At 73.1% G+C, this 15,868-nt stretch carries 17 protein-coding genes; 11 read left to right on the top strand and 6 right to left on the bottom strand.

The window, feature by feature from the left end:
- Positions 1–13: 13 nt before the first annotated feature.
- The gene (locus QFZ82_RS30020; RefSeq protein ID WP_177148896.1) at positions 14–412 is read left to right on the top strand and encodes an ectoine synthase; all 399 of its coding nucleotides are present in this window, start codon (positions 14–16) and stop codon (positions 410–412) included.
- A 3-nt stretch (positions 413–415) separates the two neighbouring features.
- Positions 416–1,312: an ectoine hydroxylase gene (gene thpD / locus QFZ82_RS30015; RefSeq protein ID WP_307716118.1), complete on the top strand. Its 897-nt coding sequence runs from the start codon at positions 416–418 to the stop codon at positions 1,310–1,312.
- Positions 1,313–1,386: 74 nt separating this feature from the next.
- Here thpD and QFZ82_RS30010 read toward each other — a convergent pair whose 3' ends face one another.
- The gene (locus QFZ82_RS30010; protein WP_307716117.1) at positions 1,387–2,457 is read right to left on the bottom strand and encodes an alkene reductase; all 1,071 of its coding nucleotides are present in this window, start codon (positions 2,455–2,457) and stop codon (positions 1,387–1,389) included.
- A 156-nt stretch (positions 2,458–2,613) separates the two neighbouring features.
- Between QFZ82_RS30010 and QFZ82_RS30005 the strand changes: the two genes are divergently transcribed.
- Entirely contained in the window at positions 2,614–3,123 is a 510-nt protein-coding gene (locus tag QFZ82_RS30005) for a MarR family winged helix-turn-helix transcriptional regulator (RefSeq protein ID WP_307716116.1), read from the top strand.
- A gap of 10 nt (positions 3,124–3,133) precedes the next feature.
- Here the strand turns inward: QFZ82_RS30005 and QFZ82_RS30000 are convergent, their stop codons facing one another.
- Positions 3,134–4,192 (bottom strand): aminotransferase class V-fold PLP-dependent enzyme, encoded by a 1,059-nt coding sequence (locus tag QFZ82_RS30000; RefSeq protein WP_307716115.1) that lies wholly within the window; start codon positions 4,190–4,192, stop codon positions 3,134–3,136.
- A 75-nt stretch (positions 4,193–4,267) separates the two neighbouring features.
- On the opposite strand from QFZ82_RS30000, the gene QFZ82_RS29995 reads away from it, so the two are divergent.
- Positions 4,268–4,759 carry a GNAT family N-acetyltransferase gene (locus tag QFZ82_RS29995; protein WP_307716114.1) on the top strand — a complete coding sequence of 164 codons (492 nt, stop codon included), beginning with the start codon at positions 4,268–4,270 and terminating at the stop codon, positions 4,757–4,759.
- A 27-nt stretch (positions 4,760–4,786) separates the two neighbouring features.
- Here the strand turns inward: QFZ82_RS29995 and QFZ82_RS29990 are convergent, their stop codons facing one another.
- Positions 4,787–5,497 (bottom strand): DsbA family oxidoreductase, encoded by a 711-nt coding sequence (locus tag QFZ82_RS29990; RefSeq protein WP_307716113.1) that lies wholly within the window; start codon positions 5,495–5,497, stop codon positions 4,787–4,789.
- Between the two features lie 122 nt (positions 5,498–5,619).
- On the bottom strand, positions 5,620–5,964 hold the full coding sequence (locus QFZ82_RS29985; protein ID WP_307716112.1) for a helix-turn-helix transcriptional regulator: 345 nt from the start codon (positions 5,962–5,964) through the stop codon (positions 5,620–5,622).
- Between the two features lie 103 nt (positions 5,965–6,067).
- Between QFZ82_RS29985 and QFZ82_RS29980 the strand changes: the two genes are divergently transcribed.
- Positions 6,068–7,045 (top strand): zinc-binding dehydrogenase, encoded by a 978-nt coding sequence (locus QFZ82_RS29980; RefSeq protein WP_307716111.1) that lies wholly within the window; start codon positions 6,068–6,070, stop codon positions 7,043–7,045.
- A 69-nt stretch (positions 7,046–7,114) separates the two neighbouring features.
- A complete protein-coding gene (locus QFZ82_RS29975) occupies positions 7,115–8,035 on the top strand; it encodes a ketopantoate reductase family protein (RefSeq protein WP_307716110.1) in 921 nt (306 codons plus the stop codon).
- Here the strand turns inward: QFZ82_RS29975 and QFZ82_RS29970 are convergent.
- Together QFZ82_RS29970 and QFZ82_RS29965 are read right to left on the bottom strand one after the other, a co-directional pair.
- Positions 8,032–8,499: a GNAT family N-acetyltransferase gene (locus QFZ82_RS29970; RefSeq protein ID WP_307716109.1), complete on the bottom strand. Its 468-nt coding sequence runs from the start codon at positions 8,497–8,499 to the stop codon at positions 8,032–8,034. The genes QFZ82_RS29975 and QFZ82_RS29970 overlap by 4 nt on opposite strands.
- Before the next feature lie 169 nt (positions 8,500–8,668).
- A complete protein-coding gene (locus QFZ82_RS29965) occupies positions 8,669–10,198 on the bottom strand; it encodes an aldehyde dehydrogenase (NADP(+)) (RefSeq protein WP_307716108.1) in 1,530 nt (509 codons plus the stop codon).
- A gap of 169 nt (positions 10,199–10,367) precedes the next feature.
- Here QFZ82_RS29965 and QFZ82_RS29960 point away from each other — a divergent pair, with 169 nt between their 5' ends.
- From QFZ82_RS29960 to QFZ82_RS29940, 5 genes are all read left to right on the top strand, one after another.
- Positions 10,368–11,138 (top strand): IclR family transcriptional regulator, encoded by a 771-nt coding sequence (locus tag QFZ82_RS29960; RefSeq protein WP_307716107.1) that lies wholly within the window; start codon positions 10,368–10,370, stop codon positions 11,136–11,138.
- A gap of 173 nt (positions 11,139–11,311) precedes the next feature.
- Entirely contained in the window at positions 11,312–12,298 is a 987-nt protein-coding gene (locus tag QFZ82_RS29955; protein ID WP_307716106.1) for a hypothetical protein, read from the top strand.
- 56 nt (positions 12,299–12,354) lie between these two features.
- The gene (locus QFZ82_RS29950; protein ID WP_307717888.1) at positions 12,355–13,599 is read left to right on the top strand and encodes a sensor histidine kinase; all 1,245 of its coding nucleotides are present in this window, start codon (positions 12,355–12,357) and stop codon (positions 13,597–13,599) included.
- Complete coding sequence (locus QFZ82_RS29945) at positions 13,596–14,252, top strand: response regulator transcription factor (protein ID WP_307716105.1); 657 nt, start codon at positions 13,596–13,598, stop codon at positions 14,250–14,252. Before QFZ82_RS29950 ends, QFZ82_RS29945 begins: the two co-directional genes overlap by 4 nt.
- A 102-nt stretch (positions 14,253–14,354) precedes the next feature.
- Complete coding sequence (locus QFZ82_RS29940) at positions 14,355–15,803, top strand: penicillin-binding protein 2 (RefSeq protein ID WP_307716104.1); 1,449 nt, start codon at positions 14,355–14,357, stop codon at positions 15,801–15,803.
- The last annotated feature ends 65 nt before the right edge of the window (positions 15,804–15,868 follow it).

The following is a 15,868-nucleotide window of genomic DNA, read 5'->3' as shown; positions in this document are numbered from 1 at the left end:
GCAACGACTCACCGTGATCGTCCGATCGTTCAAGGACATCGAGAACACCGACCGCCATGTGAAGGCCGCGTCCGGCACCTGGGAGAGCAAGCGCATCGTGCTCGCCAAGGAGAAGGTCGGCTTCTCGCTGCACGAGACCGTGCTGTACGCGGGCACGGAGACGTCGATGTGGTACGCGAACCACATCGAGGCCGTCCTCTGCGTGGAGGGCGAGGCCGAGCTGACCAACGACGAGACGGGCGAGACCCACTGGATCGAGCCGGGGACCATGTACCTGCTGGACGGTCACGAGAAGCACACCATGCGCCCCAAGACGGACTTCCGCTGCGTCTGCGTCTTCAATCCGCCCGTGACCGGACGGGAGGACCATGACGAGAACGGCGTGTACCCGCTGCTGACGGAGGAGGGCTGAGACATGACCACCGCACCCGCACGCACCGACCTGTACCCGACCCGTGGCGCGACCGAGGTGACGACCCCGCGAAAGGACCCGGTCGTCTGGTCCGCTCCGGGCACACCCGGCCCGATCGCCACGGCCGACCTGATGGGCTACGAGCGCGACGGCTTCCTCGCCGTCGACCAGCTCATCCGTGACGATGAGGTGGCGCTCTACCGTGCCGAGCTGGACCGGCTGATCGCCGACCCGGCGGTACGGGCCGACGAACGCTCCATCATCGAGCCGCAGTCCCGGGACGTGCGGTCGGTGTTCGAGGTGCACCGGCTGAGCGAGGTCTTCGCCGCGCTGGTGCGCGACGAACGGGTGGTGGGCAGAGCCCGTCAGATCCTCGGCTCGGACGTGTACGTCCACCAGTCGCGTATCAACGTCAAGCCGGGCTTCGGCGCCTCGGGCTTCTACTGGCACTCGGACTTCGAGACCTGGCACGCCGAGGACGGACTGCCGAACATGCGGACCGTGTCCGTGTCGATCGCGCTGACCGAGAACCTGGACACCAACGGCGGCCTGATGATCATGCCGGGGTCGCACAGGACGTTCCTCGGCTGCGCAGGTGAGACGCCGAAGGACAACTACAAGAAGTCGCTGCAGATGCAGGACGCCGGGACGCCGTCGGACGAGGCGCTGACGCGCTTCGCCGACGCCCACGGGATCCGGCTGTTCACGGGCCGCGCCGGTTCGGCGACCTGGTTCGACTGCAACTGCATGCACGGGTCGGGCGACAACATCACCCCGTATCCGCGCAGCAACGTCTTCATCGTGTTCAACAGCGTGGAGAACGCGGCGGTGGAGCCGTTCGCCGCTCCGGTGCGGCGGCCGGAGTTCATCGGGGCCCGGGACTTCACCCCGGTGCGCTAGCCGGACACCCCGAGCAACGGCGGGGCCGGTCTCCTCCCCCTCCGGAGACCGGCCCCGCCCGCGTGTCCGGCCGCTCAGACGAGGGCCGGGTAGTCGATGTAGCCCTGGTCGCCGCCGCCGAAGAAGGAGGACGGGTCGGGGGTGTTGTACGGCCCGCCGGCCCGGAGACGGGCCGGCAGGTCGGGGTTGGCGAGGAACAGGGCGCCGTACGAGATCAGGTCGGCGACGCCGTCCTCGATCAGGGCCAGCTCCCCCGGGCCGGTCGGGCCGTCGGTGGCCGCGTTGAGCACGACCGTGCCGCCGAACACCTTGCGCAGCGTCTGGACGAACTCCCGCTGGTCGGGGGTCGCCTCGATGAGGTGCAGGTAGGCGAGTCCGAGCGGTTCGAGCCGCTGGACGAGGGCGGTGTAGACGGCCTCGGGCTCCGGCTCCTCGATGTCGTTGTACGGGTTGGAGGGCGAGAGCCGGATGGCCGTGCGCTCGGCGCCGATCTCGTCGGCCACGGCCTTGACCGCCTCCACGGCGAAACGGATCCGGTTCTCGTCGGAACCGCCCCACTCGTCGGTGCGCAGGTTGGTGTTGGGCGCCAGGAACTGGTGGATCAGGTAGCCGTTGGCGCCGTGCAGCTCGACCCCGTCGAAGCCCGCCTCGACGGCGCCTCGCGCGGCGGCGGCGAAGTCGGCGATCGTCGCCCGTACCTCCTCGGTGCTCAGCTCCTTGGGCGTGACGAAGTCTTTCGGGCCCTCGTGGGTGTAGACCTGGCCCTGCGCGGCGACGGCGGAGGCGCCGACCGGAACGAGGCCGTCGGGCAGCAGCACGGGGTGGCCGATGCGGCCGGCGTGCATCAGCTGGGCGAAGATCGTGCCGCCCGCGGCGTGCACGGCGTCGGTGACCTTGCGCCAGGCGGCGATCTGTTCGCGGCTGTGGAGCCCGGGGGTGTCGGGATAGCCCTGGCCGACGACGGAGGGCTGGATGCCCTCGGTGACGATCAGGCCGGCGGAGGCGCGCTGCGCGTAGTACTCCACCACGGACGGCGTGGGCGTCAGGCCGGGGCCGTGGGCGCGGCTGCGGGTCATCGGCGCCATGGCGATGCGGTTGGCGAGCTGCCTGCCGCCGAGGCGGATCGGGTCGAATGCGGTGGTCATGATCGTCCCCAAACTTATGTGGTCGGCCAACTAACGAGTGCGACGTCACTGTACCTCATTCATTGGCCGACCAAGGTAATATCTGTGACAGCATCGTGAACACGGGCCGGACCGGCCCGCAGCCGCAGCCCCCAGGGGGTGTCCGAGGAGGTCGCCATGTCCGCCGCGCCCGAGACGCAGGGCTACGCCGCCTGTGCGGAAGCGCTCCCCCACGCCGCACGCGGCGGCCCCGTGAGCCACGCGCTGTCCCGGGTGGCGAGGCTGCACCGCATCGCCGCGGGAAAGCTGCTCAGGGAGCTGGACCTCTACCCCGGCCAGGAGTTCCTGATGATGCGCCTGTGGGGCGCCGGCCCGGTACGGCAGTCGGAGCTGATCAGGGAAGTGGGGCTGGACCCCTCGACGGTCACCAAGATGCTCCAGCGCCTGGAACAGACGGGCCACGTCAGCCGCAGCCCCGACCCCGCCGACCGCCGCGCGGTCGTCGTCGAGGCGACGGAGCGCAGCTGCGCGCTGCTCGCGGACATGTCGGCGGCCTGGACCGCGCTGGAGGAGCAGACGCTGGCCGGCCTGGACCCGGACGAGCGCAGCGAACTGGCCCGCCTGCTGGGCAAGGTCGAGGCCGGCCTGTGCACCGAGACGGCGGACTGCGGAGAAGCAAAGGCGTGAGGGCCGCGCGCTAGCGCGGGCCGATGCGCTCCAGCGCGCGGTCCACGTCCTCGCCCGTGTTGTACAGGTGGAACGCCGCCCTCAGCCGGCCCGCCCGCGCCGAGACGACGATGCCCGCCGCGGCCAGCTCCGCCGCGCGGGGGCCGAGGCCCGGGACCGCGACGATCGCCGAGTCGCCCGGCACCGGTTCGTGCCCGAGGGACACGAGGCCCGCCCGGAAACGCCGCGCCAGCGCCACCACGTGCGCGTGCACCGCGTCGATGCCGATCTCCTCCAGCAGCGCGAGCGACTGCTCGCCGCCGTGGTAGGCGAGGAAGGCCGGGGGCTCGTCGTAGCGGCGGGCCGAATGTGCGAGCTCGTCGATCGGGCCGTACGTCGTCTCCCACAGCCGTTCGGCCGCGAACGTGCCCGCGTGCATCGGCGCCAGCGCGTCCTGCGCCTCCTGCGTCACGGTCAGGAACGAGACGCCCCGCGGGCACAGCAGGAACTTGAAGCCACCTGTGACGGTGAAGTCCCACTCCCCCGCGCGCAGCGGCAGCCAGCCCGCCGACTGGCTGGCGTCCAGCAGCGTACGGGCGCCGTGCGCCGCCGCGGCCGACCGTACGGCGGCCATGTCGGCGATCCTCCCGTCCGCCGACTGCACCGACGAGAAGGCCACCAGCGCCGTCCCGGGCCGCACGGCCTCGGCCAGCGCGTCCAGCGGCGCGTACCGCAGCTTCAGGTCGCCGCGCACCGTGAACGGGGTGATGACGGACGCGTACTCCCCCTTGGGAAAGAGGACTTCGGCGCCCGGCGGCATCGACGCGGCGATCAGCCCGACGTGCACCGAGACCGAGCCGCCGACGGCGACGCGTCCCTCGTCCACGCCGGTGAGCCGGGCGAACGAGCGGCGCGTGGCGTCCACCGCGCCCGACTCCCCCGAGCCGCCCGGGCGCCCCTCGGCCAGCTCCTCGGCGAGCCGGGTCACCGCACGGACCGTGCGGCGCGGCAGCAGCCCGCACACCGCGGTGTTCAGGTAGGTCGACGCGGGTGCGAACTCGCCGCCGCCGAGGGCGTGAAGTCTCTCCATGGGGCCACCCTCCGATGATCGGGACGCCTGGTCAACAACGCCCCGGGCGCCGGCCCCGGCCGGTACGGTCGTGTCATGCCCGCACTCACTCCGGCCGTCCAGCGCCTCCGTGCCGATCACGCCCCCGCCCTCCTCGCGTTCGAGCGGGAGAACCGGGACTACTTCGCCGCGTCGGTTCCCGACCGGGGCGACGACTACTTCGCGCGGTTCGACGAGCGGCACGCGGCGCTGCTCGCCGAACAGGCGACCGGACTGTGCCACTTCCACGTCCTCGTCGACGAGGACGGGCGGGTGCTGGGGCGGGTCAACCTCGTCGACGTGGCCGACGGCAGAGCCGAGCTCGGCTACCGCGTGGCGAAGAGCGCGGCGGGCCGCGGCCTGGCGACCGCCGCCGTGCGAGAGGTCTGCGCGCTGGCGGCGGCGGAGTACGGACTGACCGAGCTGCGCGCGGTGACCACGGTGGACAACGCCGGTTCGCGCGCGGTGCTGGCCCGTACCGGCTTCACGGCCACGGGCGATCTCGTGGTGGACGGCCGGCCGGGCATCGCGTTCGTACGGCCCCTGTAGGAGCCGCGCGCGGCACCGGGGAAGGCCTCAGGGGGAGGGGACCTCACAGGACCCGTCGGCGTCGCAGGCCGGGGAGTCGTCGGCGCCGACCGGGGTGAGCGCCCGGCCCTGCCACGCCTGCTCCAGCGCCTGCGTGAAGACCTCCGCGGGCTGCCCGCCGGAGACGCCGTAGCGCCGGTCGATGACGAAGAACGGCACCCCGGTCGCGCCCAGCTCGGCGGCCTCGCGCTCGTCGGTCCGTACGTCGTCCGCGTAGGCGCTCTCGTCGGCCAGGACCGCGCGCACCTCGTCCTCGTCGAGCCCCGCCTCGACGCCGAGCGCGATCAGGACGTCGGCGTCGAAGACCGACCGCTCCTCGGCGAAGTTGGCCCGGTAGGCGAGGTCGAGGAGCTCGTCCTGGCGACCGCGGGCCTTGGCGAGGTGCAACAGGCGGTGGATGTCGAAGGTGTTGCCGTGGTCGCGTCCCTCGGTGCGGTAAGCGAGGCCCTCCGCGCGGGCGTTGGAGGCGACGTGCTCCTCCATGGCCCGCGCCTCCTCTCGGGTGCGCCCGTACTTCGCGGCGAGCATGTCGATCACGGGGGCGGTGTCGCCCTTGGCGCGGCGCGGGTCGAGCTCGAAGGAGCGGTGCACGACCTCGATCCCGTCGCGGTGCGCGAAGGCGGCGAGCCCCTTCTCGAACCGGGCTTTGCCGATGTAGCACCAGGGGCAGGCGATGTCGCTCCAGATCTCGACGCGCATGTCTTCTCATCACTCCAGGTCGTGCGGCTCGGGGCATGCGGAGGCCACCTCCGCGCCAGAGTCAACGCTCACGGACGCCTCCCCATTCCGGACGAGGCGCAGGAGCGGAGGGCGGGTCTCCGCTACGCCCCGTCGTCGGGCCGCAGCACCAGCTCCAGCAGCCCCGGGAATCGTGCGTCGAACTCCTCGCGGCGCAGGCGGTTGACCCGCTTCGGGCCCTGGTCTCGCTGTTCGACCAGGCCCGCCGCACGCAGCACCGTGAAGTGGTGGCTCAGGGCCGCCTTGCCGACCGGGACGTCGAAGCTGCCGCAGCTGCGGGTCCACACCGGGGAGCCGGCCATTTCGCGGACGAGCCGGAGGCGGACCGGGTCCGCGAGGGCGGCGAGGGCCGTCAGGACGGACACGTCGTCGGGGTGGGTGTGCACCGGCGCGGGACGGTGACCGGCGGTGGGCGACTGGTCCGGCATGCCGTTCCCCTCCATCCTCTTGCCGAGTGTTCGACCGCGATCTTACACTCCGAGTGTTCGCTTTCCGTTGAACACTCGTCTCGTCGAAGGGTGGCACCCCGCCATGCGTACGATCCGGATCACGGAGTTCGGCGGCCCCGAGGTACTGCGGCTCGTCCAGGCGGAGGTCCCCGAACCGGGGCCGGGACAGATCACCGTCGACGCCGCCTACGCGGGCGTGAACTTCGCCGACCTCAAGGCCCGCTCCGACGGCTATCGCGTCCCGTCCCTGCCGTTCGTCCCCGGCCTTGAGGTCTCGGGCCGCGTCCGGGCCGTCGGCCCCGGCGTCGAGGGATTCCTGCCGGGGCAGGCCGTCGCCGCGCTCACCCCGTCCGGCGCCTACGCGGACGTCGTCGTCGCGGACGCGGCCACGGCCTTCCGGCTGCCCGACGTCATCGACCCGCGCACGGCGGCGACCCTGCCCACGGTGCTGCCGACCGCGCACGCCCTGCTGCACGAGGTCGGCCGGCTGCGGGCCGGGGAGAGCGTGCTGGTGCACGGCGCGGCCGGCGGCATCGGCACCGTCGCGGGACAGCTGGCCCGCGCGGCCGGCGCGGGAGCGGTGTACGGGGTGGTGTCCTCGCCCGCCAAGGCGGAGCACGCCCTCGCGCACGGCTACGACGAGGTGTTCACGGGCGGCGACTTCGCCGCCGACGCGCTGCGCGTCACGGACGGACGCGGCGTCGACCTGATCCTCGACCCCGTCGGCGGCGACACCCTCCGGCGCGGCCTCGGCGCGCTGGCGGCCTTCGGGCGGCTGGTGTCCTTCGGCAACGCCTCCGGGGACGAGCCGTGGCAGCTCGGCCAGGCCGACCTGATCGGAAGCGGTCGCTCCGTGGCCGCGTTCTCCGTCCTCGCGCTCGCCCAGTCCTCCCCCGGCACCCTGCGCCTGATCACCGAACGCGCCCTGAGCCGGGTGTCGGACGGCACCGTGAGGCTTCCGGTGACCGCCGAGTTCCCGCTCGCCGAGGCCGCGGCCGCGCACACGCTGATGGGCGGACGCACCTCGACCGGCAAGCTGCTGCTGCGCATCGCCGACTAGGTCCGCGGGGCACAGGCCCCAGGGGCTTCCCCCCGCCGCATCCACCTCACTGCAACCGCAAGGATTCCCATGAATGTTCTCGTCGTCGGAGCCGGTGCCACCGGAGGTCTCTACGGCGCGCGCCTCGCTCAGGCCGGCACGGACGTGACCTTCCTCGTCCGTCCGCGGCGTGCCGAGGTCCTGCGCGAGCGCGGGCTGCGTCTCACCGGGGCGGGCGAGGACGAGGTGATCACTCCCCGGCTCGTGACGGCGGACGGGCTGTCCGGTCCCTACGACCTCGTGCTGCTGTCCGTGAAGGCCACCGCGCTGAGCGGCGCCCTGGACGATCTCGCGCCCGCGGTCGGAGCCGGCTCCGCCGTGGTCCCGCTCCTGAACGGAATGGCGCATCTCGACGAGCTGAACGCCCGCTTCGGCGCCGGCCGGGTGCTGGGCGGTGTCGCCAAGGTCGCCACGACCCTCGACGGCCGGGGGGACATCGTGAGGCTCGCGCCGCGCGCCCTGCTGAACCTCGGCGAGCAGGACGGCCGCCCGTCCGCCCGCGTGGACGCCGCGCGCACCCTGCTGCGGGACGCGGGAGTGGACTCGGATGCACCCGCGGACATCATCGCCGCGATGTGGCACAAGTGGGTGTTCGTCAGCACCGTCGGCGCGCTGACCTGCCTCATGCGCGGCACGGTCGGCGACATCAACGCCGTCCCCGGCGGTCACGAGCTCGGCCCGGCCGTCCTGGCCGAGGCCGCCGCCGTGTCGGCGGCGGCCGGCTTCCCCGTACCGGACGACGAACTGGCCTTCACCAAGGAGACGGTGACCCGCAGCGGCGTGCCGTTCTCGTCGTCCCTGTACCGGGACGTGGTGGCCGGCCTTCCCACCGAGGCCGAGCACGTCCTCGGGGACCTGGTCGCCCGTGCCCGCGCGCACGGCGTGGCCACGCCGCTCCTCGACCTGGCGGCGCTCCACCTGCGCGTCCACGAACACCGGCTGAACGGTTAGCCGTTCAGCACCAGCCGCAGCACCAGGTGGTTCCCGGAGCGGGGTTCGTCAGGATCCGGGGACCAGCCCTGGCGGGCGTAGAAGCGCTGGGCGCGGGTGTTGTGCGCGAACACCTCCAGGCGCACCGTCGTCACACCTGCGCGCCGCCACGACGCGACGCAGGCGGCGTGCAGTTCGGTGCCGATGCCCGCGCGCCAGCGTGCGGGGTCGACATGGAACTGGGTGAGGTGCATGACGCCGTCGATCTCGCGCGAGGCGGCGACGCCCGCGACCGTGCCGTCCCGCTCGGCGCACAGCACGGCGCCGCGCCCTATGCCCGCCTCCCAGCCCCCTCGCATGCGGGCGTGTTCGGCGGGGCTGTCGAACAGTTCGTCGGCGATGTGGCCGCGGTAGTAACTGGCGCGCGCCTCGGCGTGCAGGGCGGCGATGGCGTCGAGATCGGCCGGTACGGCGTTCCTGATCATGTGCCGGGGGACGCGGACGGCTCACGCGCGGTTGCGGGGCGCGGTGGCGACCGCCGATGCGGCTGCCCGCCCGGGGCGTCCTCGGCCGCCCGCAGGGCGCCGGGCTCGGCAGGGGCGCCGAGCCCGGCTGTCCGGGACCATGTCCGAAATCAGCCCTCCGGGAGGGTGCTCAGTGCTCGGGGCGGCCGTCGACGCGCCGGGGCAGGCCGAGCGGGTTGTCGTCGCGAAGCTCCGGCGGCAGCAGCGCCTCGGGGGTGGTCTGGTACGTGACCGGGCGCATCCAGCGCTCGATCGCGGTGCCGCCGACCGAGGTCGAGGTGGACGTGGTCGCCGGGTAGGGGCCGCCGTGGTGCTGGGCGGCGGCGACGGCGACACCGGTCGGCCAGCCGTTCACGAGGACGCGGCCGGCGAGCGGGGTGAGTTCGGCGAGGATCGCGGCGCCGTTGCCGTTGCCCTCGGCCTCCTCGCCGGACAGGTGGACGGTGGCGGTGAGGTTGCCGGGGAGGCGGGACAGGACCGCGGTGACGTCGTCGTGGCTGTCGTAGCGGGCGACGACGGTGACCGGTCCGAAGCACTCCTCCAGGAGGATGTCGTGCGCACCGTCCGCGGCGAGCCGCGCGACGGGGACGGTCAGGAAACCGGGGCTGACGGTGTGCTCGGAGGCCGCGCCGGGGGTCACGGGGGTGTCCACGTCCGGCAGGGCGGCGCGCTCGGCGACTCCGGCGACGAAGTTGTCGCGCATGCGGTGGTCGAGCAGGACACCCGCGGCGGTGTCGCTCACCGCGTCGGTCAGCGTCTTGACGAGCTGGTCGCCCGCCGGCCCCGCGGGCGCGAACACCAGACCGGGCTTGACGCAGAACTGCCCGACGCCGAGCGTCATGGAGCCCGCGAGGCCGGTGCCGATCTGTTCGGCGCGCTCGGCGGCGGCCGCCTCGGTGACCACGACCGGGTTCAGCGAGCCGAGTTCGCCGTGGAAGGGGATGGGGACGGGCCTGGCCGCCGCCGCGTCGAAGAGGGCGCGGCCGCCGCGTACGGAACCGGTGAAGCCCGCAGCCGCGACCAGCGGGTGCTTCACCAGCTCGACGCCCGCGTCGAAGCCGTGGACCAGGCCGACGACCGTCTCGGGGAGGCCGTGCTCGGCCGCCGCCCTGCGCAGGAGGGCGGCGACCAGTTCGGAGGTCGCCGGGTGGTCGGGGTGGGCCTTGACGACGACGGGACAGCCCGCGGCGAGGGCGCTCGCGGTGTCGCCGCCGGGCACGGAGAAGGCGAAGGGGAAGTTGGACGCGGCGTAGACGGCGACGACCCCGAGCGGCACCTTGTAGCGGCGCAGGTCGGGAACCGGCGGGGTGGCGGTGTCGTCGGGGTGGTCGATGATCACGTCGAGGAAGGCGCCCTCGTCGACGATGTCCGCGAAGGCGCGCAACTGGTAGCAGGTGCGGGCCAGTTCCCCGGTGAGGCGTACGGGGCCGAGCGCGGTCTCGGCGTCGGCCGCCTCGACGAGCCGGTCCCCCGCGCCGTCGAGGACGGCCGCGGCGGTGCGCAGGAAGGCGGCGCGGACCGTGCGGTCGGCGAGTGCGGCGCGGGCGGCGTGCGCGGCTCGTACCGCGGTGTCGACCTCCTCGGCTGTGGCTTCCACCGCAACCTGTTCGCGCTGCTTCCCGGTTCGGGGGTCGACACTCCAGACTTGTGCTGCTGCCACCGCGCATTCCTTCCCGGTCTCTGCCATCCCCCAGGATTTGTTCGGTATTCTGAACAGTGTTCCTGGTGATGAATCTTCTGGGGACTCTATTTCCGGGCGTTCCGCGGGGTCAAGGCGTTCCGCGCGGTCAGGACGGGCGCCGGAGAGCGGTCGAGAGGGGCGAAGAGCGATGTCAGCAGTCGATTCCGGTGGAGCGCAGGTCAAGTCCGCGGTGCGGACGGTCGAGTTGCTCGAGTACTTCGCCGGCCGCCCGGGCATGCACTCCCTCGCCGCCGTCCAGGAGGCCGTGGGCTATCCCAAGTCCAGCCTCTACATGCTCCTGCGCACACTGGTCGAGCTCGGCTGGGTCGAGACCGACGCCACCGGCACCCGGTACGGCATCGGTGTGCGGGCCCTGCTGGTGGGCACCTCCTACATCGACGGCGACGAGGTCGTGGCGGCGGCCCGGCCCACCCTGGACCGGCTCTCCGACGACACCACGGAGACGATCCACCTCGCCCGCCTCGACGGCACCAACGTCGTCTACCTCGCCACCCGGCAGTCGCAGCACTACCTGCGCCCCTTCACGCGCGTCGGCCGCCGGCTCCCCGCGCACTCCACCTCGCTCGGCAAGGCGCTGCTCGCCACGTACAGCGACGAGCAGGTGCGCAAGATGCTGCCGGAGACGCTCGCGTCGCTGACCGAGCACACGATCACCGACCGCGAGAAGCTCATCGAGGAGCTGCACGTCGTCCGCGAACGGGGCTACGCGGTCGACCGCGAGGAGAACACCCTCGGTCTGCGCTGCTTCGGCATCGCGATTCCCTACCGCACGCCGGCGCGCGACGCGATCAGCTGCTCGGTGCCGGTGGCCCGGCTCACGCCCGCGCACGAGCAGATGATCAAGGATGCCCTCTTCGACGCCCGCGACCGCCTGACGCTGGCGACCAGGCGCCTGTGACACACCGGGCGGCGCGACGACCGGGTGACCCGGTGGGCGGGGCGGCGTCCTGTCCGTGCCCGGTCTCCGCCGTACGGCGCGTCCTCTCCGAAGACCGGTCTCCGCCGTGCGGCGGAGGCGGATCGTCGCGACGCAGGAGGTGTCCGGGCGCCCGCGCCGGGAGTGTGGGGGTCATGACACCGACATCGCTCCCGGCCGACGCCGACACCCTCCGTCCCGTACGGCGCAGCCCGCTGCGGTCCGCTCTGCGTGCCGTCGCGATCGCCGCCTGCCTGCCGTACCTGGGGCTCAAGATCGCCTGGATCTCTGGCAGCCGCATCGGCATCCCCGAGGGCAGCATCCTGCTGGAACACCCCGCGCTGATCGCCGTCGTCAACAGCGTCACCGTGCTGATGGACGCGGCCGTGGTCGTCCTCGCGCTGCTGCTCACACAGCCGTGGGGCATGCGCGTGCGCGCCTGGCTGCTCGGCGTCCCGATGTGGGGCGCGACCGGGCTGCTCACGCCGATCATGATCGGCTTCCCGGTGCAGCTGGCGGCCTCCGCGGCGGGCGGCACCACGACGCAGGACGCTGGCGAACCGTTCCTGGACGGCTGGGTGTTCAACGTCGTCTACGGCGGTTTCATCCTCCAGGGCCTCTCTCTCGGCACGCTCTTCCTGCTGTATGCCAGGGACCGCTGGAGCCACCTGTGGCAGGGGCGGGTGTGGGACCTGCCCTCCGCCGTGACGGGCCGGCCGGTACGCGCCCTGACCGCGGCCGGCGCCCTCCTCGCGCTGTTCCCGGCCGTCATGCACGTGATGTGGGCGGCCGGATCGACCGTGGCACTGCCCGCCGCCCGCGTGGCGCAGCGCACGAGCGACTTCTCTGTCCTGGAGGGTGTGCGCGTCGCCTTCGTGGCCGTCGCCGTCGCCGGAACGCTGCTGCTCGCGTTCCGTGCCGCCCCCGCACTGCCGGTGAAGCTGCCGCTCGGCGCCGCCTGGATCGGGGCGAGCGGACTGGGCGCCTGGGGCGCCTGGCTGGCCACGACCGCCGCGATGCCCCAGCCCGATGACGCCGAGCAGACCACGGCCCTGCTGACGCTGACCTACGCCGGGGAGATGATCTCCGGCCTGCTGCTCAGCGCCGCCGTCGCCCTGCTGCTGCGCAGGCGCGGCGCGTGAGCGACCCGCGCGCGGCGGGCCGCGGAAGGAGCACCGGCGGGAGGGGGTCCGGCGGGATGTGGCGCGTCGTGCTGCGGGGCCTGTTCGGGAGGCGGGCGCGGCTCCGCTGGGTCCATCTCGTGCTCGGCGGCGCGCTGTTGATGCCGTTCTGGCTCGTCGGGACGACCGTGGTCGGGCCGCTGGGCGAGACGGGAAACCTCTTCACGACCTCGCTCGTCGTGCAGTTCGGTGCGTACCTCGTCGCCCTGCCGCTCGCCGCTGTCGCCGCGCTGCTGCCGCTGGCCAGACCGCTGTCGGTGGGCGTGGCCCGGGCGCTCACCGGGGTGCCCGCCGAGCTGTTCGCGGACGGACCCGCGCACACCTGGGCCGCGCGCCTGCGCACCTCGGCCTGGCTCACCCTGCACCTGGGCATCGGCGCGCTGGTCAGCGGCGCGTCGCTCGCGCTGCCCCCGTTCGCGGTCACGCTGATCGTCGCGCCGCTCAGCCGCTCGGTGCAGGACTTCCTCCATGTGCCGTGGTCGATGCGCCCGTTCGACCGTCTCCTGCTGCTGCCGCCCGCGGGGTTCGCCATGCTTCTCGCCCTCGCCGCGTGCTCGGCGGGGGCCGGGGCGCTGCTCGCGCGCCAGGCGCCGGTACTGCTCGGCCCGACCCCCGCCGACCGGCTCGCCGCGGCCGAGCAGCGGGCCGCCGAGCTCGCCGAACGCAACCGCCTCGCCCGCGAGCTGCACGACTCGGTCGGCCATGCCCTCAGCGCGGTGACCCTGCAGGCGGGCGCCGCACGCAGGGTGCTGGATCGCGACGTGGAGTTCGTCCGGGAGGCGCTGACCGCGATCGAGGAGACGACGAGGCGCACCGTCGGCGAACTCGACGCCGTCCTCGGCCTGTTGCGGCAGGACGGCGAGGGAGCGGACCGCGCCACCGGTCCGACGCTGGACACGCTGGACGGTCTGGTGTCCCGCAGCGGGGTGCGCGTCGCCGTGCACACCGAGGGCGATCCGGCCTCGGTGCCCGCCCACGTCTCCCGCGAGGCGTACCGCATCGTCCAGGAGGGGCTGAGCAACGCCCTGCGGCACGCCGAGGCGGTCCCGGTGTCCCTGCGGATCGCCGTACGCGGCGAGGAGTTGGAGATCACGATGGAGAACCCCCTGCCCGACCGGGCCCCCGTGGCGCGCCCGGGCGGCGGACGCGGCCTGCGCGGCATCACCGAGCGCGCCGCGCTGCTCGGCGGCCGGGCGGGTGCCGGGCCGCAGGGCGCGGTGTGGCGGCTGTCGGCCCTGCTGCCGCTGGGAGCCGGCCGATGAGCGCGGTCCGCATCGCCCTCGCCGACGACGAGCGGATGGTCCGCACGGCGCTGCGCGTCATCCTCGACGCCGAGCCCGGCCTGGAGGTGGTGGGCGAGGCGGCCACCGGCGCCGAGGCGGTGTCGATGGTGCGCGAACGGCGGCCGGACGTGGTCCTGATGGATGTGCGGATGCCGGAGATCGACGGCATCCGGGCCACCGAGCAGATCCTCGGCACGATGGACGCGCCGCCGCGGATCGTGGTGGTGACGACCTTCGAGAACGACGCGTACGTGTACGACGCGCTGCGCGCGGGCGCGTCCGGGTTCCTGCTCAAGCGTGCCGCCGCCGAGGAACTGGTGCAGGCGGTGCGGCTGGTCGCGAGCAGCGATTCGCTGCTGTTCCCCGCGGCGGTGCGTTCGCTGGCCGCCGAGTACGGCCGCCGCGCTCCGGCGGACCTGCCCGCCTGGGCGGGCCGGCTGACCGAGCGGGAGGCGGAGGTGCTGCGGCTGATGGCCACGGGCCTGACCAACGCGGAGATCGCCGGACGGATGGGCGTGGGCGCGGCCACGGTGAAGACGCACGTGGCCTCGGTCCTCGCCAAGACGGGTGTGCGGGACCGTACGCAGGCGGTGATCGCGGCGTACGAGTCGGGGTTCATCTCACCGCGGTGACCGGACGGCGGGGCCGGTTCCTGAGAGAGCGCCGCATGAGGAAGTCCTGAGAAAACGGCATACGCGGAACACCGGCCGGTCCGCCGCTCGTCCTCCCACGGGATGAACAAGACGATCAGGCGCGCCGCCGTCTTCAGCCTGCTGCTGGTCCTCGCCCTGCTGGTGCGGGCGACCTGGGTGCAGGCGTACGAGGCGAAGGCGCTCGCGAACGACGAACGCAACCGGCGGAAGGTCATCGCGCAGTACGCGCAGCCGCTCGGTGACATCATCGTGGCCGGCTCCCCGGTCACCGGCTCGGAGAGGACGGACAGCGGCGATCTCGCCCACCGGCGCACGTACACCGACGGCGCGCTCTACGCGGCCGTCACGGGTTACAGCTCGCAGGCGTACGGGGCGACCCAGCTGGAGGGCATCTACTCCGGTGTCCTGGACGGCACCGACGACCGTCTGAAGAACCCCCTGGACGCGCTCACGCGCGCGCACCAGGAGCCGGGTGACGTGCTCACGACGATCGACCCGGCCGTGCAGAAGGCCGGGTTCGAGGCGCTCGGCGACGCCAAGGGCGCGGCCGTCGCGATCGACCCGGAAACCGGCGAGATCCTGGGCATGGTCAGCACGCCCTCGTACGACCCGTCGTCGATCAGCGGCACGAACGACGGCGACACCTGGCGCACACTGACGGCCGACGAGGACAAACCGCTGGTCAACCGCGCGCTGCGGCAGCCGCTGCCGCCGGGCTCGACGTTCAAGCTGGTGGTCGCGGCGGCCGCGCTGGAGGACGGCCTGTACGCCTCGGTGGACGAGCGGACCGAGAGCCCGGACCCGTACCGCCTGCCCGGCACGGTCACCGACCTCGAGAACGAGAACCCGTCCGCTCCCTGCGAGAACGCCACCATCCGCACGGCGCTGCAGTACTCGTGCAACAACGTCTTCGGCAAGATGGCGGTGGACCTGGGGCAGGACAAGGTCCGGGCGATGGCGGAGAAGTTCGGCTTCAACGACGACGAGCAGGATGTGCCCGTGCGGGCGTCGGCCAGTGTGTACCCGAAGGGGATGAACGAGTCCTCGACCGCGCTGACGGGCATCGGCCAGTTCGACGTGACCGCGACGCCGCTGCAGATGGCGCTGGTGTCCTCGGCCATCGCCGACGACGGGGTGCTGGCCTCGCCGCACATGGTCTCGAAGGTCGTCTCCGCCGATGGCGACACCCTCCGGTCCTACGAGGACGGTGAGGCGCGGCGGATCGTGTCGTCGTCGACGGCGGAGCAGCTGCGCAGCGCGATGGTGACGGTCGTCGAGGACGGCACCGGCTCCAACGCGCGGATCCCCGGCGCCGAGGTCGGCGGCAAGACCGGCACCGCCCAGCACGGCGAGAACAACAGCAAGACGCCGTACGCCTGGTTCACCTCCTACGCCAAGTCCTCGGACACGGGCAAGCAGGTCGCGGTGGCCGTGGTGATCGAGGACTCGGGCGCGGAGCGCTCGGAGGTCAGCGGCAACGGCCTGGCCGCTCCGGTCGCGCAGAAGATGATGGAGGCGGCGCTGAGGTAGGCGCCGGAACGTCAGCCGACGCCCAGCAGCTGCTCGCCGTCTGCGCGCCGGCGCGGATCGATACA

The organism is Streptomyces sp. V4I23, from assembly GCF_030817975.1.
GTDB lineage: Bacteria > Actinomycetota > Actinomycetes > Streptomycetales > Streptomycetaceae > Streptomyces.
The sequence above is the reverse complement of the archived record's forward strand: the minus strand, read 5'-3'. Positions and strand labels throughout refer to the sequence as shown.

Coding starts and splice junctions, on each gene's coding strand:
- thpD (WP_307716118.1), top strand. CDS start 416: ATGACCACCGCACCCGCACGCACCGACCTGTACCCGACCCGTGGCGCG.
- QFZ82_RS30010 (WP_307716117.1), bottom strand. CDS start 2,457: ATGACCACCGCATTCGACCCGATCCGCCTCGGCGGCAGGCAGCTCGCC.
- QFZ82_RS30005 (WP_307716116.1), top strand. CDS start 2,614: ATGTCCGCCGCGCCCGAGACGCAGGGCTACGCCGCCTGTGCGGAAGCG.
- QFZ82_RS30000 (WP_307716115.1), bottom strand. CDS start 4,192: ATGGAGAGACTTCACGCCCTCGGCGGCGGCGAGTTCGCACCCGCGTCG.
- QFZ82_RS29995 (WP_307716114.1), top strand. CDS start 4,268: ATGCCCGCACTCACTCCGGCCGTCCAGCGCCTCCGTGCCGATCACGCC.
- QFZ82_RS29990 (WP_307716113.1), bottom strand. CDS start 5,497: ATGCGCGTCGAGATCTGGAGCGACATCGCCTGCCCCTGGTGCTACATC.
- QFZ82_RS29985 (WP_307716112.1), bottom strand. CDS start 5,964: ATGCCGGACCAGTCGCCCACCGCCGGTCACCGTCCCGCGCCGGTGCAC.
- QFZ82_RS29980 (WP_307716111.1), top strand. CDS start 6,068: ATGCGTACGATCCGGATCACGGAGTTCGGCGGCCCCGAGGTACTGCGG.
- QFZ82_RS29975 (WP_307716110.1), top strand. CDS start 7,115: ATGAATGTTCTCGTCGTCGGAGCCGGTGCCACCGGAGGTCTCTACGGC.
- QFZ82_RS29970 (WP_307716109.1), bottom strand. CDS start 8,499: ATGATCAGGAACGCCGTACCGGCCGATCTCGACGCCATCGCCGCCCTG.
- QFZ82_RS29960 (WP_307716107.1), top strand. CDS start 10,368: ATGTCAGCAGTCGATTCCGGTGGAGCGCAGGTCAAGTCCGCGGTGCGG.
- QFZ82_RS29955 (WP_307716106.1), top strand. CDS start 11,312: ATGACACCGACATCGCTCCCGGCCGACGCCGACACCCTCCGTCCCGTA.
- QFZ82_RS29950 (WP_307717888.1), top strand. CDS start 12,355: ATGTGGCGCGTCGTGCTGCGGGGCCTGTTCGGGAGGCGGGCGCGGCTC.
- QFZ82_RS29945 (WP_307716105.1), top strand. CDS start 13,596: ATGAGCGCGGTCCGCATCGCCCTCGCCGACGACGAGCGGATGGTCCGC.
- QFZ82_RS29940 (WP_307716104.1), top strand. CDS start 14,355: ATGAACAAGACGATCAGGCGCGCCGCCGTCTTCAGCCTGCTGCTGGTC.